Source organism: Halosubterraneus shenae (assembly GCF_050510935.1).
Lineage (GTDB): Archaea > Halobacteriota > Halobacteria > Halobacteriales > Haloferacaceae > JBDGPU01.
Genome location: NZ_JBNLVO010000002.1, coordinates 417,437 through 438,740 on the forward strand (window position 1 = coordinate 417,437; position 21,304 = coordinate 438,740).

The 21,304-nt window shown below is 67.3% G+C and carries 23 protein-coding genes and 1 pseudogene; 14 read left to right on the forward strand and 10 right to left on the reverse strand.

Annotated features, from left to right (window positions below; genetic code table 11):
- Positions 1–22: 22 nt before the first annotated feature.
- Both ACQE3M_RS05270 and ACQE3M_RS05275 read right to left on the reverse strand, forming a co-directional pair.
- The gene (locus ACQE3M_RS05270) at positions 23–604 is read right to left on the reverse strand and encodes a biotin transporter BioY (protein WP_430504421.1); all 582 of its coding nucleotides are present in this window, start codon (positions 602–604) and stop codon (positions 23–25) included.
- Positions 605–1,640: 1,036 nt separating this feature from the next.
- A complete protein-coding gene (locus tag ACQE3M_RS05275) occupies positions 1,641–3,023 on the reverse strand; it encodes a hemolysin family protein (protein ID WP_430504705.1) in 1,383 nt (460 codons plus the stop codon).
- Positions 3,024–3,225: 202 nt separating this feature from the next.
- On the opposite strand from ACQE3M_RS05275, the gene ACQE3M_RS05280 reads away from it, so the two are divergent.
- The 3 genes from ACQE3M_RS05280 (at position 3,226) to ACQE3M_RS05290 (ending at position 4,730) form a co-directional block, all read left to right on the forward strand.
- Positions 3,226–3,519, forward strand: coding sequence for a glutaredoxin family protein (locus tag ACQE3M_RS05280; RefSeq protein WP_430504422.1), 294 nt, complete (start codon positions 3,226–3,228; stop codon positions 3,517–3,519).
- A complete protein-coding gene (locus ACQE3M_RS05285; protein WP_430504423.1) occupies positions 3,520–4,032 on the forward strand; it encodes a redoxin domain-containing protein in 513 nt (170 codons plus the stop codon).
- An 89-nt stretch (positions 4,033–4,121) separates the two neighbouring features.
- On the forward strand, positions 4,122–4,730 hold the full coding sequence (locus tag ACQE3M_RS05290; RefSeq protein WP_430504424.1) for an L-threonylcarbamoyladenylate synthase: 609 nt from the start codon (positions 4,122–4,124) through the stop codon (positions 4,728–4,730).
- 25 nt (positions 4,731–4,755) lie between these two features.
- On the opposite strand, the gene ACQE3M_RS05295 is transcribed toward ACQE3M_RS05290, so the two are convergent.
- Both ACQE3M_RS05295 and ACQE3M_RS05300 read right to left on the reverse strand, forming a co-directional pair.
- Positions 4,756–5,469, reverse strand: a complete 714-nt coding sequence (locus ACQE3M_RS05295; protein WP_430504425.1) for a CRISPR-associated protein Cas4 — start codon at positions 5,467–5,469, stop codon at positions 4,756–4,758.
- 88 nt (positions 5,470–5,557) lie between these two features.
- Positions 5,558–6,166: a conditioned medium-induced protein 4 gene (locus ACQE3M_RS05300; protein WP_430504426.1), complete on the reverse strand. Its 609-nt coding sequence runs from the start codon at positions 6,164–6,166 to the stop codon at positions 5,558–5,560.
- 1,063 nt (positions 6,167–7,229) lie between these two features.
- On the opposite strand from ACQE3M_RS05300, the gene ACQE3M_RS05305 reads away from it, so the two are divergent.
- Complete coding sequence (locus ACQE3M_RS05305) at positions 7,230–8,228, forward strand: replication factor C small subunit (protein ID WP_430504427.1); 999 nt, start codon at positions 7,230–7,232, stop codon at positions 8,226–8,228.
- A 47-nt stretch (positions 8,229–8,275) separates the two neighbouring features.
- Here the strand turns inward: ACQE3M_RS05305 and ACQE3M_RS05310 are convergent, their stop codons facing one another.
- Positions 8,276–9,238: a cation diffusion facilitator family transporter gene (locus ACQE3M_RS05310; RefSeq protein ID WP_430504428.1), complete on the reverse strand. Its 963-nt coding sequence runs from the start codon at positions 9,236–9,238 to the stop codon at positions 8,276–8,278.
- 115 nt (positions 9,239–9,353) lie between these two features.
- Between ACQE3M_RS05310 and ACQE3M_RS05315 the strand changes: the two genes are divergently transcribed.
- From ACQE3M_RS05315 to ACQE3M_RS05345, 7 genes and pseudogenes are all read left to right on the forward strand, one after another.
- Complete coding sequence (locus ACQE3M_RS05315; RefSeq protein ID WP_430504429.1) at positions 9,354–9,884, forward strand: metallophosphoesterase; 531 nt, start codon at positions 9,354–9,356, stop codon at positions 9,882–9,884.
- 411 nt (positions 9,885–10,295) lie between these two features.
- Complete coding sequence (locus tag ACQE3M_RS05320; RefSeq protein ID WP_430504430.1) at positions 10,296–10,424, forward strand: DUF7859 family protein; 129 nt, start codon at positions 10,296–10,298, stop codon at positions 10,422–10,424.
- A 1-nt stretch (position 10,425) separates the two neighbouring features.
- A complete protein-coding gene (locus ACQE3M_RS05325) occupies positions 10,426–11,616 on the forward strand; it encodes an inorganic phosphate transporter (protein WP_430504431.1) in 1,191 nt (396 codons plus the stop codon).
- Positions 11,617–12,568: 952 nt separating this feature from the next.
- Positions 12,569–12,769 (forward strand): annotated as a pseudogene (gene samp2 / locus ACQE3M_RS05330) (ubiquitin-like small modifier protein SAMP2); the annotation flags it as partial.
- The gene (locus ACQE3M_RS05335) at positions 12,755–13,285 is read left to right on the forward strand and encodes a peroxiredoxin family protein (RefSeq protein ID WP_430504707.1); all 531 of its coding nucleotides are present in this window, start codon (positions 12,755–12,757) and stop codon (positions 13,283–13,285) included. The pseudogene samp2 and the gene ACQE3M_RS05335, both read left to right, overlap by 15 nt.
- Positions 13,285–13,812 carry a GNAT family N-acetyltransferase gene (locus ACQE3M_RS05340; protein ID WP_430504432.1) on the forward strand — a complete coding sequence of 176 codons (528 nt, stop codon included), beginning with the start codon at positions 13,285–13,287 and terminating at the stop codon, positions 13,810–13,812. Before ACQE3M_RS05335 ends, ACQE3M_RS05340 begins: the two co-directional genes overlap by 1 nt.
- An 89-nt stretch (positions 13,813–13,901) precedes the next feature.
- Entirely contained in the window at positions 13,902–14,672 is a 771-nt protein-coding gene (locus tag ACQE3M_RS05345) for a 23S rRNA (uridine(2552)-2'-O)-methyltransferase (RefSeq protein WP_430504433.1), read from the forward strand.
- 48 nt (positions 14,673–14,720) lie between these two features.
- On the opposite strand, the gene ACQE3M_RS05350 is transcribed toward ACQE3M_RS05345, so the two are convergent.
- Both ACQE3M_RS05350 and ACQE3M_RS05355 read right to left on the reverse strand, forming a co-directional pair.
- Entirely contained in the window at positions 14,721–15,134 is a 414-nt protein-coding gene (locus ACQE3M_RS05350; RefSeq protein ID WP_430504434.1) for a hypothetical protein, read from the reverse strand.
- A 53-nt stretch (positions 15,135–15,187) separates the two neighbouring features.
- Positions 15,188–15,613: a hypothetical protein gene (locus ACQE3M_RS05355; protein WP_430504435.1), complete on the reverse strand. Its 426-nt coding sequence runs from the start codon at positions 15,611–15,613 to the stop codon at positions 15,188–15,190.
- Positions 15,614–15,723: 110 nt separating this feature from the next.
- On the opposite strand from ACQE3M_RS05355, the gene ACQE3M_RS05360 reads away from it, so the two are divergent.
- A complete protein-coding gene (locus ACQE3M_RS05360) occupies positions 15,724–16,401 on the forward strand; it encodes a bacterio-opsin activator domain-containing protein (protein ID WP_430504436.1) in 678 nt (225 codons plus the stop codon).
- A gap of 64 nt (positions 16,402–16,465) precedes the next feature.
- Here ACQE3M_RS05360 and ACQE3M_RS05365 read toward each other — a convergent pair whose 3' ends face one another.
- Both ACQE3M_RS05365 and ACQE3M_RS05370 read right to left on the reverse strand, forming a co-directional pair.
- Positions 16,466–17,167: a queuosine precursor transporter gene (locus ACQE3M_RS05365; protein WP_430504437.1), complete on the reverse strand. Its 702-nt coding sequence runs from the start codon at positions 17,165–17,167 to the stop codon at positions 16,466–16,468.
- Positions 17,160–17,336, reverse strand: coding sequence for a ribbon-helix-helix domain-containing protein (locus ACQE3M_RS05370; RefSeq protein WP_430504438.1), 177 nt, complete (start codon positions 17,334–17,336; stop codon positions 17,160–17,162). The genes ACQE3M_RS05365 and ACQE3M_RS05370 overlap by 8 nt, the downstream gene beginning before the upstream one ends.
- Positions 17,337–17,601: 265 nt before the next feature.
- On the opposite strand from ACQE3M_RS05370, the gene ACQE3M_RS05375 reads away from it, so the two are divergent.
- Together ACQE3M_RS05375 and ubaA are read left to right on the forward strand one after the other, a co-directional pair.
- Entirely contained in the window at positions 17,602–18,192 is a 591-nt protein-coding gene (locus ACQE3M_RS05375) for a 50S ribosomal protein L15e (RefSeq protein ID WP_430504439.1), read from the forward strand.
- Positions 18,193–19,200: 1,008 nt separating this feature from the next.
- Positions 19,201–20,013 (forward strand): SAMP-activating enzyme E1, encoded by an 813-nt coding sequence (gene ubaA / locus ACQE3M_RS05380; protein WP_430504440.1) that lies wholly within the window; start codon positions 19,201–19,203, stop codon positions 20,011–20,013.
- A 170-nt stretch (positions 20,014–20,183) separates the two neighbouring features.
- Here ubaA and ACQE3M_RS05385 read toward each other — a convergent pair whose 3' ends face one another.
- The gene (locus ACQE3M_RS05385) at positions 20,184–21,098 is read right to left on the reverse strand and encodes an RIO1 family regulatory kinase/ATPase domain-containing protein (protein WP_430504441.1); all 915 of its coding nucleotides are present in this window, start codon (positions 21,096–21,098) and stop codon (positions 20,184–20,186) included.
- Between the last annotated feature and the right edge of the window lie 206 nt (positions 21,099–21,304).

Here is a 21,304-nt window from a genome sequence, read left to right on the forward strand (position 1 = left end):
TCCTGAGGCGTCGCGGCGCATCTCAGGCCGCCGTGACCGAGTCGGAGCGGACGATCCCGATCGCGGCGGCCATCTTGATCGCCTCGGCCGGGATGAACGGCGCGGCGCCCTGGAGGAACGCCTTGGCGACGCCGTAGTCGAGGACGACCATGAGGCCGACTATGCCGAGCGCGTAGATGACGAGCGTGCCGAGCGTCATCGCGCCGACGAACGTCGGGATGCCGACGTCGCCGAGGTCGCGGAGTTCCGCCCCGCGGTGGACGACGCCGCCGACGAGCGCCGCGGCGATGGGGTACGACCAGAGGTATCCGCCGGTCGCGCCGAGCAGGACGCCGACGCCGGCCGATCCCCCGGAGAACACCGGCGCGCCGACGGCGCCGGCCGCGAGGTACAGCACCAGCGAGGCGCCGCCCCAGACGGGACCGAGCATGATCCCGGCGAGGAAGACGCCGAGCACCTGCAGCGTCACCGGCACCGACGTGACGGGAATCGGGAACGATACGAAGCCGAACGCGCCCACGAGCGCCGCGAACAGCGCCGCGCGAGCGAAGTTGGCCGCCGCCTCGTCGCCGACGAGGTCGACGGACTCTGTCGTAGTCGACATAGTCGACGATTCCCGTAAACCTACTTGAGGGCGTCGGTTGACGACGATTCGTATTTGCGGGATTTGCTGGATTTAATGCCGAGATATTCAAGACGAGCGCAGACGGCTCGGAGGGACTCGATCGGGCTTGCTTATAAATCGCATATAAATAGCCAGTCGTTTCAGCCATTCACGGTGACGAAAACGCTCAGAAATCCCTCGGCCGCTCGCGGTCGCTGCGCGGGATATCTGCGCTCTCCGCACAGTCCGCGCAGATAGAGCCCGGCGCAGCGACTCCCCGTTGGCGCGACCACTGGAAGACGTTCCGGGCTGCCTGCAGTAGCGGGCTGCCGGGCTGCGACTTCCATGGTCTCGTTCGCTTCGCTCACGAGAGCGGCCGTCGCCCTTTCAGTCCGCCAGGAACGCGACCGCAACCCCGACGGCGACCGAACCGCGACCGCAACGCGACCGCAACGCGACCGCAACGCGACCGCCCAGCAACCGCACTCCTCAGCCCTCCCCAGCCTCGGCCGGGGCGCGCCGGCCCGCCTCGGAAGACGGTCCGGGCTTCCGTTGCGTCTGCGACGGACGGGTCCGGGCTGCGACTTCCGGCCCTTCGTTCGCTGCGCTCACGAAGACACCGCCGCGGCGCGCCCCGCCCTCCCTCGCACGCGTTGCTCGCGCGCGCCACCGCAAGCCCGCACCGCGAGAGCTCCCAGCCGGCGAGCGACAACCGCCGAAGAGCCGCCGCGAGCGACGCCCCGGCTACCGCTCTCGGGTGGGACTGAAAGGGGCAGCCGCTGAGCGGGACGCTCTGCGACGAAAGCACCGCAGTTCCGCCGAGTGAACGAAGTGAACGAGGCGGGCGAGGAGCGCAGCGAGCAGCGCGACCGGTCAGCGGCTGGGGCTTTCCGGTGTGCCGAGTGGTGTCGCCGGCGACGATAGCCGAATTTGTTTATAAATGCGAGCGCTCAGTGGCTGGAACGCTTCGAGAGTACCGAAGTATGTCGCCCGCGACGACGTAACGAAAAGATCGAACTCCTCCGGACTCGACCGCTTATTCCTCGCTCTGCACGGTTTCGGATTCGGTTTCGGCTTCCTCGGCGACCTCTTCAGCTGTCTCCTCGTCTTCGTCGAGGATCGTCACGCGGGCTTTCATGATCCGGGTGTTGTCGACGCGCTCGATGCGGATCTTCACGTTGTCGTACTCGACCTCCTCACCCTCTTCGACCAGGCGGCCGGACCGGTTGAACAGGAAGCCGGCGAGCGTCTCGAACTCCTCGCCCTCGGGGAGGTCGATGCCGAGCATCTCGTTGACCTCGTCGATGTTCACCTCGCCTTTCACCATCGCGACGTCGTCGTCGACGAACTCGACCGGCTCGGGCTCGTCGCCCTCGAGGATCTCGCCGACGATCTCCTCGACCATGTCCTCCAGCGTGATGATCCCCTCGGTCGTCCCGAATTCGTCGATGGCGACGGCCATCTGGAGCCGGTTCTCTTGCATCTCCTGGAGGAGCTCGTCCGCGTTCTTCGACTCGGGGACGTGCAGCGTCGGCTTGACGACGTGGTCGAGCTCCGGCTCGCCCTCCGTGTAGTTGAGCTCGCGCACGAGGTCCCGGACGGTGACGACGCCGACGATGTTGTCGAGGTTCCCCTCGTAGACGGGCACGCGCTCGTGGTCCGACTGGACGCAGGTCTGGATCGCCTCCTCGACGGTCGCGCTCTTCGGGACCGCGGTGACGTCGAGGCGCGGCGTCATGACCTCCTTGGCGATGGTGTTGTTGAACCGGAAGATCCGGTCGAGCATCTCCCGTTCGTCCTCCTCGATGACGCCCTCGCGCTCGCCGGTCTGGATGATGTTCTGGATCTCCTCGCGCGTGACGTAGGTGGACTCGATCGCCGCCTGGCCGCCGGTCACCCGGTTCACCAGCCTGGTGAGGTAGTCGAACAGCAGGACGAGTGGGAGCAGTGTCAGCTCGGCGTACTTCAGCGGCCGCGCGACGCGCAGGGCCCACGACTCCGTGTTCTCGACGGCGTACGACTTCGGCGCGCTCTCGCCGAAGAGGAGCACCACGGTCGTGATCCCGAAGGTGGCCGCGAAGACGGCCTTCCCCTGCGAGAGGTAGAGGGCGAACAGCGCGGTCGCGACTGAAGACATCGCCACGTTGACGACGTTGTTCCCGACGAGGATCGTCACGAGCAGCCGGTGGGGGTCGCTCTTGAGCGAGGAGATCACCTCGGCGCTCGGGATCCCGTCCTCGACCATCGACTCGATGCGATGTTGCTGCAGCGAGAACATCGCGATCTCCGACGACGAGAAGAAGGCGGAGAGGACGATGAGGAGGAGTATCGTCGCGACTCCGAGGACGGTCACGGTGAACTTATCCAGCGCCGGGAGCTGCAGTAGCGGACCGATCAGGAGCGACAGCGACAAGCCCATTCTCATGTGTCCTGGGTCGGGCGATGGTTAAAGGGTTATCCTCGAAGCGCGGTTACCGGACAAATTCTCCGGCATACGGTCGAAGCTCCGACAGGTATCCACCTCCCTCCGACAGTCGTCCGGCCCCGGCAGCGCGCGCCCTCGACCTGTGGGCGCTGCCGACGCCGATACGATTACCCGGGCGGAGTTCCTACAGGCGGGTATGACAGGTGCAGATATCACCCTGTATCGGCTGCAGGCGTGCCCGTACTGTGAGCGCGTCGTCAACAAGCTGAACGAGCTGGGGCTGGAGTACGATTCCCGGTTCGTTGAACCGATGCACTCCGAGCGGAACGTCGTCAAGCGCGTCTCCGGTTCCCGAACGGTCCCGGCCATCGTCGACGAGACGACTGGCGTGACGATGTCCGAGAGCGCGAACATCGTCGAGTACCTCGAGGGGACCTACGGCGACGCCGCGGAGGAGACGGCCGCGGAAGCCGAAGCGGGGGGTGCCTAGATGGTAGAATTCGACGTCGTTGACCTCCCGGAAGCGGACCACGTCGAGGAGGGTGAGACGGCCCCGGACTTCGAGCGACCGCTAGTCGACACGGAGCTCTGGCGGAACCGCACGCTCGCCGACCTCACCGACGACGGCCCCGTGCTGCTCGTCGCTCACCCGATGGACGGCGCGTTCCAGTCGACATACATCTGGAACGAGATCCGGGACCGCAACTGGTCCGACGACGTCGAACTCATCGGTATCGGCATCTCGACGCCGTACGAACACAAGACGCTCCTCGAGGAGCGCGGGGTCGACGCGCGGCTGTTCACCGACCCGAGCGCCGAGGTCCTCGAGGAGTACGGCATCGCTCAGGACCTCGACGGGATGGCGGGCGTCACCGACGCGCGACCGGCCGTCTTCCTGATCGACGAGGACCGCACGGTTCAGTACGCCTGGGTCGGCGACGAGCATCCGTCCTTCCCCGAGTACGACGAGGTCGAGGACGCCCTCGACCGCCACGTCCGGTAACCCCGCACCGCTTCCGCTCCCGCACCGGTTCCGACGTCCGGCCAGGTCGACCCGATATCCTTTTTCAGACTGCCGGCGAACCATCGGTCGTGACGCGGAACCTGAGTTCAACCGAACGTGAGGCGGTCGAGCGCGCAGCCGACGCCGTTGCCGACGGCGAGCTCGTCGTCTACCCGACCGAGACGGTGTACGGGCTCGGTGCCGACGCGCTCGACCCCGACGCGGTCGAGGCGGTCTTCGACCTGAAGGGACGCAGTCGCGAGAACCCGCTCTCCCTCGGGGTGGCGAGCGTCGACGACGCGCTCGCGTACACGCAACCGACGGAGCGTGCGGAAGCGTTCATGCGCGAGTTCCTCCCCGGGCCGGTGACCGTCGTCGTCGAGCGCGACGAGGTCGTTCCGGACGTACTCACTGCCGGCAGCGACAGGGTCGGCGTCCGCGTGCCCGACCACCCGATTGCGCTGGCGCTGGCCGACCAGGCGGGTCCGATCACCGCAACGAGCGCGAACCGCTCGGGCGCGGGCTCGGTCCGGCGCGTCGACGCGCTCGACGAACCCATCCGCGAGGGCGTCGCCGTCGTCGTCGACGGCGGGGAGACGCCCGGTACCGAGAGCACCGTCGTCGACCCCGTGAGCGGCGATATCCACCGCCGCGGCGCTGGCGCCGACGAGATCGAGGCCTGGCTGGCGGAGCACTGACGGCCCCAGGGCTGCCGGGCGGCCGTCACTCCAGTAGCGAGCGGAGCGACCGCGTTTTCACCCCACATTGCGTCCGGTAGTCACAGCTCTCACAGTGGGCATCGTTGCGCCGGGGCGGCGGACCGTCGAGCGCGCGAACCGTGCGCAGCGCGCGGCGATAGGCGGCCGTCTTCCGGACGGTGAGATCGACTGACCGGACGGTGCCGACGGCGGGATACTCGACGAGCGCCCGCGGGACCTCGCGCTCCCGCTCCCAGGCGAGCGCCTTGGCCGCCGCGACTGCGCGGACGGTCTGGGGTTCGTACACGCCGTTCTCCGGCGGGGAACCGGGCGAGACGATGGTCGGAACCGGCGGGGGTATTCGGTCGGGTTCCGTCCGGGTTCGGATGGACTCTGGTAGGGTTCCGTCAGCCTCCGCTGCCGGTTCGAGGATCTTGTGAGCGATCCCGCGGCAGTCCTTCCCGTCGAGCAGCGTCCGGGTCGCTGCGGGGTCGACGAGGCGGTCCCAGTCGTCACGCTTCCGGAGACGGTCGAGGTTCCGGCGGTACGCGGCCGGCGAGCGATCGATAGGGAGCCGTCGCAGGCGACGGTCGGGGGCGTCGACGTGCTCGTCGTAGGCGAACGCGAGGTCGATCCGCTCTGCGGCGTCCGGCGGGAGGCCCCCGTCGTCCTCCCGGCGCGCGTAGTAGAGCTGTCGCGGGCAGTAGGCCGCGCGGGCGAGGTCGCTGAAGGTCGGCACACGTCGGATGGCGCGCTATCGGGTATAAACCTCCGCGAGGCCGGAAGTGGCGAAACGAGAAGACGTCGGACGGGGCGGTTCGGGCGCGTCAGAACGAGACGTTCGTCTCGATGTCCTCGGCGGCCTCCTCCAGGCCGTCGTCGTGGACGTCGGACGCGTGGGACGTTTCGAGGTCGGCGTCGGTGAGGAGCTGCTCGAACTCGTCGCGGAACCGGTGGTTCGCGCGCGTCGATTCGACGTCGGCGTCGACGACCGCCGAGTAGTGGCGCACAGTGTCTGGGTCGACGTCCGCGTCGAGGTGCGCGGGCCGCTCGTCGACCGGGACGTCGTCGACTGCGAGGCGCTTGAGCTCGTCCAGGTCGAAGGGGGCGTCGCGGTCGGCCTCGTCGACGAGGTGCAGGTCCATCCGCGCCGCGAACACGGTGTCGGCGTGGACGTCGAGGTCGGCTGCGACGGTCTCGTCGCTCTCGCCGTCGAAGAACCCGCGGACGACGCGCTCGTAGTCGGCGTCGTCGAGGTCGGTGGTGAACTCGTACTCCGCGCGCATCGCGTCGATCAGCTCCGCGAGGCGGTCGGCCGTGCCGTCCTCGTCCGACTCCGTGATGGAGCCGGGTTCCTCCTCCTGGCTCTCGGTGACGGTATCGGCCCCCGTGGTGTCGATGAAGATGTCCCGGAGCTCCTCCGTCTTCTCGTCCATAGATTAGATGTGAGGCCGTCAACAGGGAAAAACCCTACTGCCAACGGCCGACGCTCAGGAGTGTTACACCGAATATACGCCCGGTTTTGCACTGGTCGTGAGTGGTCGACGACGGCCGAGAATTCGGGCGGCGTTCGTTCGCGCTTTTAAATTGGAATGGCCATCATCGCTGGCGACACCACTCGGCACACGTAGAAAGTCCCAGCCGTTGAGGCGGTCGATTTATAAACAAATTCTGGTATCTTCGCTCGTGACACCACTGAGCATGTCTTGAAAGCCCCAGCCGCTGAGCGCTCGCGCTGCTCGCAGCGCTCCTCACCCGGCTCGCTCCCTTCGGTCGCTTGCCGGGATTGCGGTGCTAGCTTCGCAGGGCGTCCCGCTCAGCGGCTGCCCCTTTCAGTCCCACCCCGGAGTGGTGGCCGAGCGTCGCTCACGGCGGTTGGCAAGCGTTCGCGGCGCGGGTGCGGTGGCGCGCGCGAGCAACGCGTGCGAGGGAGGACGGGGCGCGCCGATGCGGTGATGAGCCGGCGCGCCCCGGCCGAGGCTGGGGAGGACTGAGGTATTGCGGTTGCTGTGCGGTGCTGTCGCTGTCGCGGTCGCGGTTGCGGTTGCTGTCGCAGTCGCTGTAGCTGTCGCGGTCCTGGCGGACTGAAAGGGCGCGGCCGGTCGCGGTGTAACGGAGTCGCTCCGCCGACCCCTATCCGCGGCGGGCTGTGTCTTCGTGAACGCAGTGAACGAAGGCCAGAAAGTCGCAGCCCGGCAGCCCGCTACTGCAGGCAGCCCGGACCGTCTTTCGCGGCGGAGAGCGCGGATATGTCGCGGAGCGACCGCGAGCGGCCGAGGGCTTTCTGGGTGTCTGCGGTGCTGTCGAGCACGAGACCGTATCACCTGTCCGAACCGACACAAAGCGAGCAGCCGAGGGCTTCCCGGGTGTCTGCGGTGCTGTCGAGCGCAAGACCGTCTCACCTGGTCAACTCTACTTATAAAGAGAAAGAACTATCCGATTCTCGGAATCGCCCCCTACTCGCGGAGTTTATCACCCCACCGTCCCCTTTGATGTTCCATGAGCGAGGCCGACGAGCCGGCGGCCGAGGAGACGGCTGCCGCCACCGACACCGGTCGGGAGATCTGGATCGAGAAATACCGACCGCAGACGCTCGACGACATCCACGGCCAGGAGGAGATCGTCGAACGCCTGCAGAGCTACATCGACGAGGACGACATCCCCCACCTGCTGTTCGCGGGCCCGGCCGGGATCGGCAAGACGACGGCCGCGACCGCCATCGCGCGGGAGATCTACGGCGACGACTGGCGCGGGAACTTCCTCGAGCTCAACGCCTCCGACCAGCGCGGGATCGACGTCGTGCGCGACCGGATCAAGAACTTCGCGCGCTCGTCGTTCGGCGGCTACGACCACCGGCTCATCTTCCTCGACGAGGCCGACTCCCTCACGGACGACGCCCAGTCCGCGCTGCGCCGGACGATGGAGCAGTTCTCCGACAACACGCGCTTCATCCTCTCGTGTAACTACTCGTCGAAGATCATCGACCCGATCCAGTCGCGGTGTGCCGTCTTCCGCTTCTCGCCGCTCTCGGACGAGGCCGTCGCCGGCCAGGTCCGCGAGATCGCGAAGGCTGAGGACATCGAGATCACCGAGGAGGGCCTCGACGCGCTCGTGTACGCCGCCAACGGCGACATGCGCCGCGCGATCAACTCGCTGCAGGCCGCGGCGACGACCGGCGACGTCGTCGACGCCGAGGCCGTCTACGCGATCACCGCGACCGCGCGCCCGGAGGAGATCGAGGGAATGGTCCGGGACGCGCTCGACGGCGACTTCTCGAAGGCGCGCGCGACGCTTGACACCCTCCTGACCGACACCGGGATGGCCGGCGGCGACATCATCGACCAGCTCCACCGCTCCGTCTGGGACTTCGACCTCGCCGAGCGCGAGGCGGTCCGCCTGATGGAGCGCGTCGGCGAGGCCGACTACCGGATCACGGAAGGCGCCAACGAGCAGGTGCAGCTGGAGTCGCTGCTCGCGTCGCTGGCGATCGACGACTGAGGCCGCGGAACGCGAACGGCGTCTCTTTTAAAAGGAACCGCGCTCTCCTACAGCTCCGGCTGGATGTAGACGATCGTCACGCGCTCGTCCGCCGCCTTCAGCTTCCGCTCGATCTCCGCGAGGTCCTCGTCGACGTCGCCCGTGACCAGCTCGGGGTCGAAGCTCACGTTCGCCGTCACGAGGAGCGTCTGGGACCCGACGAACATCGTCCGGAGGTCGTCGACGTGCGTGACGCTCTCGTGGTTCTCCACGACGGCCCGGAGCTCGTCCTCGACCTCCTCCGCGACGCTCTCCCCGACGATGAGCCGCTTGTTCTCGACCGCGAGCGCGACCGCGAACACCATCAGGAGGACGCCGATGACCACCGCGCCGGCTGCGTCGTAGATGGGGTTCCCCGTCACGCGGGAGGCGACGATCCCGACGAGGGCGACCACGAGCCCGACGAGGGCGACGCTGTCCTCCGTGAACGCGGTCAGCGTCGTCAGGTCGCTAGTGCGCGAGAAGGCCTCGCGGTAGCCGGACCACCCGTACGTGCCCATCTGCCGGATCAGCTCCTTCCGCGCCTTGACGAACGCGTACAGCTCGAACGTGATGCCTCCGAGCAGGACGGCGACGTTCACCCAGAACGCCTCGACCGGCAGCGCGACGTCGACCGTGTAGCCGAGGAACTCCGCGGCACCGGCCTCGGTCGCGTGGCCGCCGTGGCTGACCTTCTCGAGGCCGTGTTTCAGGCTCTCCCAGCCGGCGATCCCGAACAGGAGCACGGAGACGAGGAACGCGTAGAAGAACTGCGCCTTTCCGTACCCGAACGGGTGTTTCTCGCTCGCTTCCTGCTCGCTGTACTTGATCCCGACGAGGAGCAGCACCTGGTTGCCGGTGTCGGAGATGGAGTGGTACGTCTCCGCGAGCATCGACGGGCTTCCCGTCAGCAGGAAGCCGAAGAACTTCAGCACCGCAATTCCCCCGTTCGCGATCATCGCGGCAATAACGACGCCGGTGCTTCCTGCCATGCAGAAACCCTGCACGCGACGGTGGAAAACCGTTGTCCCCGAGGGCCGCAGTGCGTTCCTCGCGCCCGGTCGATGGAGCGCCGACGTTTTGCCGTCCGCCGTTAAAGCCCGAGACATGCTCACCGTCGTCTCCGACACGCACGCCACGGAGGACCATCGGCTCGAGGGACGAACGCTCGAGGCCGTCCGCGAGGCCAACCTCGTCGTCCACGCGGGCGACTTTTATACGGAGACCGTCCTCGACGCGTTCTACGAGGAGGCGGACACGCTCCGCGCGGTCTACGGCAATAACGACGATAGCGCGACGCGCGAGCGACTGCCCGAGGAGCGCGTCGTCGAGTACGCCGGGATCCGCTTCGCGGTGACACACCGGCGACGCGGCGGCGCGACCGCCCTGGCGCTGTTCGGTCGCGAGCGCGACGCCGACGCGGTGATCTTCGGCCACAGCCACCGGCCGACCTTCGACGACTCCGGGGCGATCCCGCTCCTGAACCCGGGGAGCCACGCCCAGCCGCGGGGGAACCGGCCCGCGCACGCGGAGCTGGAGCGAGTCGAGGACACCGAGAGCCCCGTGCTGGCTGGCAGACTGGTCACGCCCGACGGCGAGGTCTTCGAGCGGTTCAGGATCCCGACGGCGTCGCCGTAGGCACTGCCGACCGATCTCGACGGCGTCGCCGTAGGCACTGCCGACCGATCTCGACGTGATCGGCGGGATGAACGGTGATAAGGGACGCTCTGGACGGGACACGACAGTGGACGGAGGTGACGGTAGACAGAAGACGACCGCCGGAGCCGCCGACGCGCGGTCGCGGGCAACTGGGGTGAATCTGGATAGGGTTGGTACCGAGTGGGACCGCTGCGTCGGGGCCGGCGAGCCTCGGAGGGCCGAAGCGGGTGAGGCGATTCGACGTAGTTCGGGCGAGAGTATATAAGTAAGCTAAGCACAAACGCCCGTTTTAGCAACCCCCGTCGTGGGCGAGTCCGTCGTTTCCGCCGTTCAGCGGGCTCGGACCGCCACGCCGAAACGCCTAACCGGCAGCCGAGAATACCGCGGCACATGATTCCGAAAGATCCGGTGTTTATCGGCCTGCTCGTGGCGTTGCTAGGCCTCTTCTTCTTCCTCTTCCTGCTGGTTCGGCGCACGCTGGTGAGCCTGCGCGAGGGATTCAGCGAAGGCAAGCAGTAAGATGGAACTCGTCACCGTCGCCACGTTCCTCGTCGCCGGCGCCGCGAGCCTGTTTATGGCCTGGGCCATCGGCGCCGGGTCGTCGGGCTCGACCCCCTTCGCGCCCGCGGTCGGCGCGAACGCGATCGCCGTCATGCGGGCCGGCCTGATCGTCGGCGTCCTCGGCTTCCTCGGCGCGGTCCTTCAGGGCGCAAACGTCACGGAGGCGGTCGGCACCCAGCTCGTCGGCGGCGTGACGCTCACCGCCGGCGCGGCCATCGTCGCGCTGCTCACGGCGGCCGCGCTCGTCGCGGTCGGCGTCTTCGCCGGCTACCCGATCGCAACCGCCTTCACCGTCACGGGCTCCGTCGTCGGCGTCGGTCTCGCGATGGGCGGCGATCCGGCCTGGGCGAAGTACGCGGAGATCGTCACGCTGTGGGTCCTCACCCCCTTCGTCGGCGGCGGCATCGCCTTCGGTGCGGCTCGACTACTCATTACCGATCGCCTCCCGGAGCGCCCGCTCACGGCCGGGATGGCGGCCGTCGTCGGCGTCGTCCTCGCGAACATCGGCTTCGCGCTCCTCGGGCCGGACGGCGAGAGCGGTTCGGTCGCCGGCGTGCTCGGCCCGAAGCTCGGCCTCGAGCAAGTCACCGGCGTCGCCCTCGGCAGTACGCTGGTCACCCTCGGCGTCGCGGCGCTCGTCGGCCTCGTCGTCTATCTCGACCTCGGTCGCGACCGGGAGGGCGGTCAGCGACGGTTCCTGCTGGTGATGGGCGCGCTCGTTGCCTTCTCGGCCGGCGGCTCGCAGGTCGGGCTCGCTATCGGCCCGCTCGTGCCCCTGCTCGGCGACGACGTCCCCCTCACGGCGGTCCTCGCCGGCGGTGGCTTCGGCCTCCTGGTCGGCTCCTGGACGGGCGCCCCGCGGATGATCAAGGCGCTCGCGCAGGACTACGCCTCGATGGGCCCGCGGCGCTCCATCGCCGCGCTGATCCCGTCGTTCGCGATCGCCCAGACCGCCGTCGCGTTCGGCATCCCCGTCTCGTTCAACGAGATCATCGTCTCCGCCATCGTCGGCGCCGGCTACGCGGCCGGCGAGGCCGGCGTGAGCCGCAAGAAGATGCTGTACACGGTCCTCGCCTGGGTCGCCTCGTTGACGCTGGCGTTCGTCCTCGGCTACGGGATCTACTCGATCGGCGACTGGCTGCTCTTATAGGCTGGTCTGGGCTGTTGGTACGGACTCGCTTCTGACGGGGACGTGGACGCCGCGAACGCCTTCGGCCGCTTTTGTTTATAAGTCGGATACAAGGGTGCAGACGTTGTTGTGCTTGACAGCACCGCAAACTCCTCCAAAGTCCTCGGCCGCTCTTGCTTCGAAGATGGTTGCTCAGGTGCAGACGCTGCTGCGCTCGACAGCACCGCAAACACCCAGAAAGCCCTCGGCCGCTCGCGGTCGCTCCGCGACATATCCGCGGCTCTCCGCACCGCCCGCCGTGGATAGGGGTCGACGGAGCGACTCCCCTTCGGCGCGACCGGCCGTCGCCCTTTCAGTCCGCCAGGACAGCACCGCCTAGCAACCGCACCGCGACGGCACCGCACAGCAACCGCAGTCCCTCAGTCCTCCCCAGCCTCGGCCGGGGCGCGCCGGGACCGCACAGCCTCGGCGCGCCCCGCCCTCCCTCGCACGCGTTGCTCGCGCGCGCCAACCGCCCAGCTCCGCACGCCGGAAAGCCGACGAGCGACGACCGCCGAAGAGCCGCTGTGAGAGACGCCCTGGCCACCACTCCTGGGTGGGACTGAAAGGGGCAGCCGCTGAGCGGGACGCCCTGCGAAGCTAGCACCGGAACCCGGCGAGCGACCGAAGGGAGCGAGCCGTGTGAGGAGCGCAGCGAGCAGCGCGAGCGCTCAGCGGCTGGGGCTTTCTGGGCCTGCTGAGTGGTCGCACTGGAAACGTGATCCGATTTCATTTATGAGTGGGAGCGCTCCGCGACTGGGTCTTTCACTGTTTACAGAGTGATGTTGCAAGCGACGACAACCGACTTCATTTATAAATACGATCAGTCATCCACCCATACACTTCAGAACACGCCGACCAACCACGCCGTAACCATTCACCGCGCCGCATCCAGACCGACCGCTTAAACCGGCGTAGCGCCCTACGCGTACGTATGAACGTCACCGTCGAGGTCGTCGGCGACGACGAGCGCGACCTGTCGCTGCCCGCGGACGCGACCTACGCCGACGTGATCCGGGAGAGTGGCTACAGCCCCCAGGAGGCCTCGGTGCTCGTCGACGGCTCGCCGGTCCCGGGCGACCAGCCGGTCGAGGCCGATCGCGTGAAGCTCCTCCGACTGGTGAAGGGCGGCTCGGGCGAGTCGACCGGGCAGGACGCCCGCGCCGACGACGCGGACCCGAACGACCTGGACTTCTCGCTCCCGAACCCCGGCCCCGGCCCGGACCCCCTCTCGCTGTCGAAACTCGACGCCGACCTCGCCGTCCTCGTCTTCCACCGCGACCACCTCTGTGGCAACTGCCGGAAGCAGGTCGACGACTTCTGTGAGCGCTACGCCGAGTTCGTCGAGCACGACGCGGAGGTCATCGGCGTCCTCCCCGAACCCGAGGAGCGCGCGGCCGACTGGGTCGACCACCACGACATGCCGTACCCGATGCTCGCGGACCCCGACGCGACGCTGGGCGACCGCTACGGCCAGGCGATCAAGTTCGGCCCGATCGGTCGACGCGTCGACCTGATCGGCCGGATGCCGGCGGTCGCCATCGTCGACGTCCGCCGCGAGCCGGAGCTGCTCTGGTCGCATACCGGCTCGAACCCGGTGGACCGCCCCGCGCTCGACACGATCCTCCGCGAGCTGGAGAAGTTCTCGTAATGACCGAGGGCGCGGCCGGCGACCCGGAGGGCCTCTCGGGTGACGCGGACGATTTGCCCGACGAGCAGGCTTTCCTTCCGGAAGGCATCCGAATCCGAACGGCCGGCCCCGACGACCGGCTCGACGTCGTTCGCGTCCTCGACGGTGCGATGTTGCAGACGAACGAGATCCCAGAGCGCATCGAGGCCGACGACGTGCTCGTCGCGGTCGCGGAGCGCGGCACCGGGGACGATGCCGAACGGGGAGCGGAAACGGTCGTCGGCGCCGCTGTACTGGAGACGCGCGGCGAGGACCGCCACCTCGACGCGGTCGCCGTGCGCCGGGCGCGCCGCGACCGGGGCATCGGCTCCGCGCTCGTCGTTCGGGCAGTTCGCGATGCGCGGGTGCTGGTGGGCGTCTCCCGGGTGACCGCCGAGTTCGACGCCGACCTCCGGGAGTTCTACGCCGGTCTGGGGTTCGCGGTCGAGCCGGTTTCGGTCGAGGGCGGGGTCAGCCCGGAGCGTCTCCGCGGAACGCTGCCGCTGTAACTCTCCGTTCCTTCCTTTCCGCGTGAACGCGGCTCACACCGTTCCGGCGAGCGACGCACATAAACGGTCTCGGCCGCTATTTCCGGGAAATGAGTGGCAAGGACAAGTACTACAACAAATCCAAGCAGGAGGGCTATCGCACGCGAGCCTCCTACAAGCTCCAGCAGCTCGACGAGACGGCCCACCTGTTCGACGGCGGCGAGACCGTCGTCGACCTCGGCGCCGCGCCGGGCGGCTGGCTGCAGGTCGCCGCCGAGCGCGTGAACGACCACGGGAAGGTCGTCGGCGTCGACTTCCAGCGCATCGACGAGCTCGAGTACGACACGGTCACGACGCTGAAAGGCGACATGACCGAGGAGAAGACCCGCGACCGCCTCCGCGACGAGGTCGGCGAGCACGGCGCGGACGTCGTCATCTCGGACATGGCCCCGAACATGACCGGCGAGTACGAGCTCGACCACGCGCGCTCGGTCCACCTCGCGCGCCAGGCGCTCGACACCGCCATGGAGCTGCTCGCCCCCGGCGGCGACTTCGTCGTGAAGGTGTTCCAGGGCCAGGACCTCGACGCCCTCAAGGAGGACGTCGACGAGGAGTTCGACTACGTCCGCACCGTCAACCCCGACGCCTCCCGGGACTCCTCCTCCGAGGTGTACCTCGTCGGCAAGAGCCGGTTCACGGCGCCCGTCGAGGAGGGCGACCAGGTCGCAGTCGAGATCGAGGAGGTCGGCGAGGAGGGTGACGGCATCGCCTACCTCGACGGCTACACGCTATTCGTTCCCGGCGCCGAAGAAGGCGAGACTGTCGAGGTCGTCATCGACGACCTGAAGCCGAAGTTCGGCTTCGCGAACCGGCTCGACTGAGGCGCTAGCCGATCGGAACGTCCCGTCGGCGAGGACGTTCCACGCTGCTTACAGTGACGACCCCATCCAGATCTTGATGCGGGCGAAGTTCGTCGGGGAGTGGGTCCCGTCGAACGTCACCGTCACTTCCTGGCCGCCACTCGAGAGCGTCACCGCGTTCTTGGATCCACTTGCGACGGTGGTCCCGTTTTTCGCCAGTAGTTCGACGATGAAGTCCCCGGTGTCGAGGCCCCCCGTGTTGTTCACGTAGAGCGTCACCGAGGTCACCTCGTTGCCGTCGTAGTTCAGCGTGTGCCCCTCCGGGACGAGTTTTCCCGGACTGTCGGACTCCGAGCTGGTCCTGTCGATCGCCAGATCCACGGTCGTCACTACGGCAGGAGCCGCCACGACGACCATCGAACAGAGCGAGATGACCAGCAAAGTGCCGACGAGACGCCGAATCCGCCTGGGGCGGGATGTCATCAGTCCGTGGTCCCAAGTTGAATCATCTGTGATGGCTCACGAGCGATCCCTCGTTAGCTGCTCGTCTCCTCGATCGTCGCCTCTACCCTGACGACGTCCCCGATGTATGGGTTCGACGAGAGCGTGACGTTGTGGGTCGACGTCTTGCCCCCGGGGAAGGACACGCCGGTCCGGGTTTTGCTCACGAGGAGGCTGTCCGTATCGTCGTATATCGCGACGTAGATGTTCCCGCTCACGCTGGTGGAGGCGGTGTTGTTCACGGTGATGTTCACGGCCGACACGTTCGTCCCCTCGTACTGGAGCGTCTGGGTCTCCACGGTCAGGTTCCCGGACGCCTGGAGGTCGCCCTCGACGCCGGTGATCGGGTCGGGGCCATCGTTCGTCACCACGACCGACGTCGCGGCTGCGGTTCCGACCACGGAGAGCAGCACGACCCCCAGAACGAGGTACCCAGGCACGGAAGCGTTCATCAGCGACATTACTACCTGCTATTCAGGTCCTTCGCATACCGATTGTGCCTCCCATAATAGGTATCCGCCCGGTCAGTTCTATCGCAAACGGTTTTGTCGGCTCGCCGTCTTCGTGGCATATGGACAGTGTCGTCGAACTCGAGTTCGAGATGCGGGGGACGGACTTCCTCCTCGTTCGTGCCTCCGAGGAAGCTTCCTGTGAGCTCCGGCTGGAGGAACTCCGACAGCGCTCCGACGGCAGCGTTCTCGAGTTCGTCACCGTTCGCGGTGCCGACCCGGACCGCGTTCTGGAACTCGTCGAGGAGGCCGACGAGCTCCGCGACGGGCGGATCCTCGACCGCGACGGCGACACCGCGCTGTTCGAGGTCGTCTCGGAGTCCGCGGTCCCGACGGCGCTCGCCGACAACGAGACGCGGTTCACGAACATCACCGCCAAGGCGGGCGAGGGGCGGCTCGTGGCGGAGGTGCCCTCGCACGTGGACGCCTCGACCGTCATCGAATCGTTCCTCGAGCAGTATCCCGACGCCGAACTGGTCGCGCGCCGGAAGACCGACCGCGAGGCGCCGACGTTGACGGCGAATCGGTTCCGCGACGACGTCCTCTCGGATCTCACCGACCGCCAGTTGCAGGCGCTCCGAACGGCCTACGCCTCGGGGTACTTCGACTGGCCCCGCGAAGCGACGACGGACGCGATCGCCGACGAGCTGGACATCGCCTCGTCGACCTTCTCCCAGCACCTCCGGGTCGCGGAGCGGAAGCTACTGGACTCGTTGTTCGAGGACCCCTCACGTCGGTAAGGACCGTAACCGCGGCGGCGGCGGCGGACGCGACGAGGCTCGCCGGGGATGGGTCGACTCCCGATCAGTCTCGGACCGCACCAACCACCAGGTAGACGAACGGCGTGTCGACCAGCGCGATGAGCAGCTTCAGCAGGTACTGCCCGACGATCAGCGCGACGATCTGGCCGGTCGGGAGCGCGAAGCCGATGCCGAGGAGGTTCGGCGCGATCGCGAAGGCGACGGTAACGAAGATCACCGTATCGAGCGCCTGACTCGTCGCCGTAGACGCCACGTTGCGGAGCCAGAGCAGGTCGCCGTCGGTGTACTCGCGGATCCGGTGGAAGACGATCACGTCCCAGTTCTGGCTCACGAGGTACGCGACGAGGCTCCCGGCGACGATGTTGCCCGCGGGCGAGAGGGCTTCCGCGAACGTCGCCGAAAACTCGGGGTCCGCGCCCGGCGCCCACAGTGCTGTCGCGAGCAGCCCGAGCATCACGAAGTTCATCGCGAACGCGAGATTCACCATCACCTGCGCCGCGCGGCGGCCGTACAGCTCGGCGTAGCAGTCCGACGCGAAGAACGTGATCGCGTACGCGACGGCGCCGCCGGGCAGGAGAATCGCCGCGCCGACCACCGGCAGGTCCGCGGGCAGCGGCACCGCGAGCAGCTTCGCCGCGATCAGCTGGGCGGTGATCAGCGCCGTGACGAACAGCGCGAGCAGCGTCACCTGGCCGAACGCGTGCCGGTTGACCGGTTCCTCGGCCGGATGGGCCGCCTCACTCATCCTCGTCGAGCCGGCCGTGCCGCTTGTCGATCTCGTCGAGCACGTCCAGGTTCTTCCGGATCGACGACCGGATCGCGTCGCTCCGATTGACGAACTTGCCATCCTCGCCGACGTGGTCGTCGAGGTCATCGAGCAGCTCCTCGGGGATCTCGACGCTTATCTTGGCCATACCCCAATATTCTCCCGATATTATATAAACGGGCTGGATGGCCCGCTTCCGCGACCGACCGCCGATAACTGGGGGTGTCGTCCCGCTCGTCCCAACCCGAAGTCCTTAAAGTCAGTCGCGGAGTAAACCCGATAACTCGCTGGTAGGACGTCCAGCGGGCACCCGCCGCTCGCGTCGGTGCCGTTGCCGGCGCAAGGACGGGACGAAATGTGGTCCGGTCGGCGTTGCCGTCCGGACTGAATCGCAAACGTCCGTGGACAAACCCATGGCACGAAGCTTCTACTCGCACATCAAGGACGCATGGAAGTCCCCCAAGGAGGGGAAACTCGCAGAGCTGCAGTGGCAGCGAAAGCAGGAGTGGCGCGAACAGGGCGCCATCGAGCGCATCGAGCGCCCGACCCGCCTCGACAAGGCCCGCGAGCTGGGCTACAAGGCGAAGCAGGGCGTCATCGTCGCCCGCGTGAGCGTCCGGAAGGGCGGCTCCCGCAAGGAGCGGTTCACCGCCGGTCGCCGTTCGAAGCGACAGGGTGTGAACCGCCTCTCGCGACGCAAGTCGATCCAGCGCATCGCCGAGGAGCGCGCCTCGCGCAAGTACCGCAACCTGCGCGTGCTGAACTCCTACTGGGTCGGTGAAGACGGCCGCCAGAAGTGGCACGAGATCATCCTCGTGGACCCGGACCACCCGGCGATCGAGAACGACGGCGACCTCAGCTGGATCTGTGAAGACCAGCACCGCGGTCGGGCCTTCCGTGGCCTCACCTCGGCCGGAACGAAGGGCCGTGGCCAGCGCACGCGCGGCAAGGGCACGGAGCACACGCGACCGTCCATCGGTAGCGACAGTCGCCGCGGCAAGTAACGCTTCTTCGGCGGTTTCTTCGTATTTTTACTTTATTCAGGAGCGAGAGCTCTGGCTGTATTCCGGCAGTTGGGCTCCGCTGATACTTGGTAGTAGTCTGAACTGGTGTTGCAGTCTTGTTCTGGACGGCACCGCAACCACCCGGAAAGACTTGGACCGCTCTTGCTTATAAATCGGAAGTTTAGGTGCAGACGCAGCTGCTCTCGACAGCACTGCAACCACCCAGAAAGCCCTCGGCCGCTCTTTATAGGTGGATTTGAATAGGTGACACGGTCTTGCTCTCGACAGCAACGCAGACACCCAGAAAGCCCTCGGCCGCTCGCGGTCGCTCCGCGACATATCCGGACCTCTCAGCACCGCCCGGCCCGGATAGGGGTCGTCGGAGCGACTCCCCTCCGGCGCGACCGGCCGCGCCCTTTCAGTCCGCCAGGAACGCGACCGCGACGGCAACAGCACCGCGACGGCAACAGCACCGCTCAGCAACTACCACAGCAACAGCACCGCTCAGCAACCGCATTCCTCAGCCCTCCCCGCCCTCGGCCGGGACGCGCCGGGACCGCACCGCTCCGGCGCGCCCGGCCTCCCTCGCACGCGTTGCTCGCGCGCCGGCCGCTCCCACGCCGCCCGCCGGACAGCCGGTTGACGACGATCGCGATCCAGCCGCCGCGGGCGACGCCCCGGCCACCACTCCCGGGTGGGACTGAAAGGGGCAGCCGCTGCGCGGGACGCCCTGCGACGCTAGCACCGCAATCCCGGCGAGCGAACGCAGTGAGCGAGCCGGGTGAGGAGCGCAGCGAGCAGCGCGAGCGCTAAAGCGGCTGGGGCTTTCTGGATATGCCGAGTGGTCTCGCCAGCGAAGGTAGCCAAGTTTGTTTATAAAAGCGACCGTTCAGATCGAGTTCTCCGGAGGCCGAGTAGCGCCGCTGGCGGCTACAACTGTGCCTCCTCGTTCGAATCCTCCCCGCGGGCGCGGGCTGGGTTTATGTCGTTTCGCCACGAAGCCCGAGTATGGCACTCTCCCTCGACGCGACGCAGCTCGACCGGTATTCGAGACACATCATCATGGACGAGGTGGGCCCGGAGGGACAGAAGAAGCTGCTCGACGCGGAGGTCGTCGTCCTCGGCGCCGGCGGCCTCGGCGCGCCGGTGATCCAGTACCTCGCGGCCGCGGGCGTCGGCACGCTCGGGATCGTCGACGACGACGTCGTCGAGAGGTCGAACCTCCAGCGACAGATCATCCACGCCGACGCCGACGTCGGCGTCCCGAAGGTCGACTCCGCGCGCAACTACGTCGAGGACCTCAACCCCGACGTCGACGTGGAGCCCTACGAGACGCGCCTCGACACCGACAACGCGCGCGACATCCTGAGCCAGTACGACGTCGTCGTCGACTGCGCCGACAACTTCCGCGCGCGCTACATCGTCAACGACGTGGCGCAGCTGGAGGAGATCCCGGTCGTTCACGGCGCGATCTACAAGTTCGAGGGCCAGGCGACGACGCTGACCCCGGAGGGTCCCTGCTACCGCTGCCTCTTCCCGGAGGCCCCCGAACCCGGCACCGTCCCGGACTGTGCCGCGACCGGCGTCCTCGGCGTCCTCCCCGGCACCGTCGGCTGCATCCAGGCGACCGAGGCCGTCAAGCTCGTCCTCGGCGTCGGCGAGACGTTGGAGGGCCGGCTCCTCTTCTACGACGCGATGGACATGACCTTCGAGACGGTTGAGTACGCCAAGAACCCCGACTGTCCCGTCTGTGGCGACAACGAGATCCAGACGATCGAAGGGATCGACTACGGCGGCACCTGTCGGATCAACGCCGACTGACGGCGTCGGCTGGCGGCGCAACCCCGTGAGGCGACCGCGGACCGTTCTCCCAGCCCGATTCTCTCCTGTCGTACCTGTCTCTCTCGCCGGATAGCGACGCTGCTTTGGCAAGTATCGAGAAAGAGCGGCCGGATCGTCGCGACTCCGGATTTGCTATCGCGACATGCGGTTTACGCGTCGGCGAACTCCCGGACCGACTCGAACTCGCCGGCCTCGATCGCGTCCGCAATGGCGTCCGAATCCGGGGAATCGGGGGTCTCGTTGGGGTACTTCCGCGCGAAGTAGCCGACGACGTTGTCCACGTCGCGCGTGAGGTACTCGCGCGCGTTGTCGTGGTCCGTGCCGATCGCCTGGGGCCAGTCGAAGATCGTGAGCCCGCTCTCGGCGACCGCGATGTTGTGTTCGGACATGTCCCCGTGGATCCAGTCGTGGTCGTAAGCGGTCGTCATCTCGCGGAGGATCAGGTCGAGGACGGCCACGACCTGCTCAGATTCGAGTTTCGCGCGCGCCAGCTCGACGCCGTCGAACTTGTCCATGATCAGCGCGTGCCGGTTGTGGTCGACCGGCCGCGGAACGGCGACGTCCGGATACAGCTCCTCGAGAGCCTGGTACTCCCGTTCCGCGGCCTTTCGAGCCGTGTAGAGCCAGGAGACGTGGTCGCGATCGGCCGTGTACTCCCGTTCTTTCATCACCTCGCGGAAGTTGGTGTACCCCTCGCGATGGAACTTCAGCGCCAGCGGAGTGAACGACTCCACCTCGTAGACGTCTCCTTCCTTCCCGACCCCCAGGGGTGCGCCGACGCCACGGATGGTCTCGCGCTCGGCGAACGCCCGGAGCGCGAGCGCGTCGTACCCCTCGAACGTGAGCTGGTAGCCCTCGTACTGGATCGTCTTTCGCTCCACGAGCTCCAGGTCGAGACACCGGTCCATCCGGTACTCGACCTCCTCGGGGGAGAGGTCCGCGTAGTCCGGCAGCTTGTCCTGCCGGACCCACTCCGAGAACCGCATCCCCTGCTCGACCCCGGAGAGCAGATAGAAGTCCTCGGGCTCGAGATCCTGCATGAGCCCCGCGATATTTTCCACCATACCTGCCATAGACCGGCGATTCCTAAAAGGGCCGCGAGATCGGGGGTGTTGGATGAATAAATCTCATTACGCTATATCAAATATGGCGGTGGCGGCCGATCCTCGACGTTCCCTTCACCCGGCCCGGTTATCTGGAGAACTCTCCCGATCCGCTGGAGTCGGTCGACCCGCTCGCGCTCCGGCGGTTCACTGGTAGCAGGCTGGGA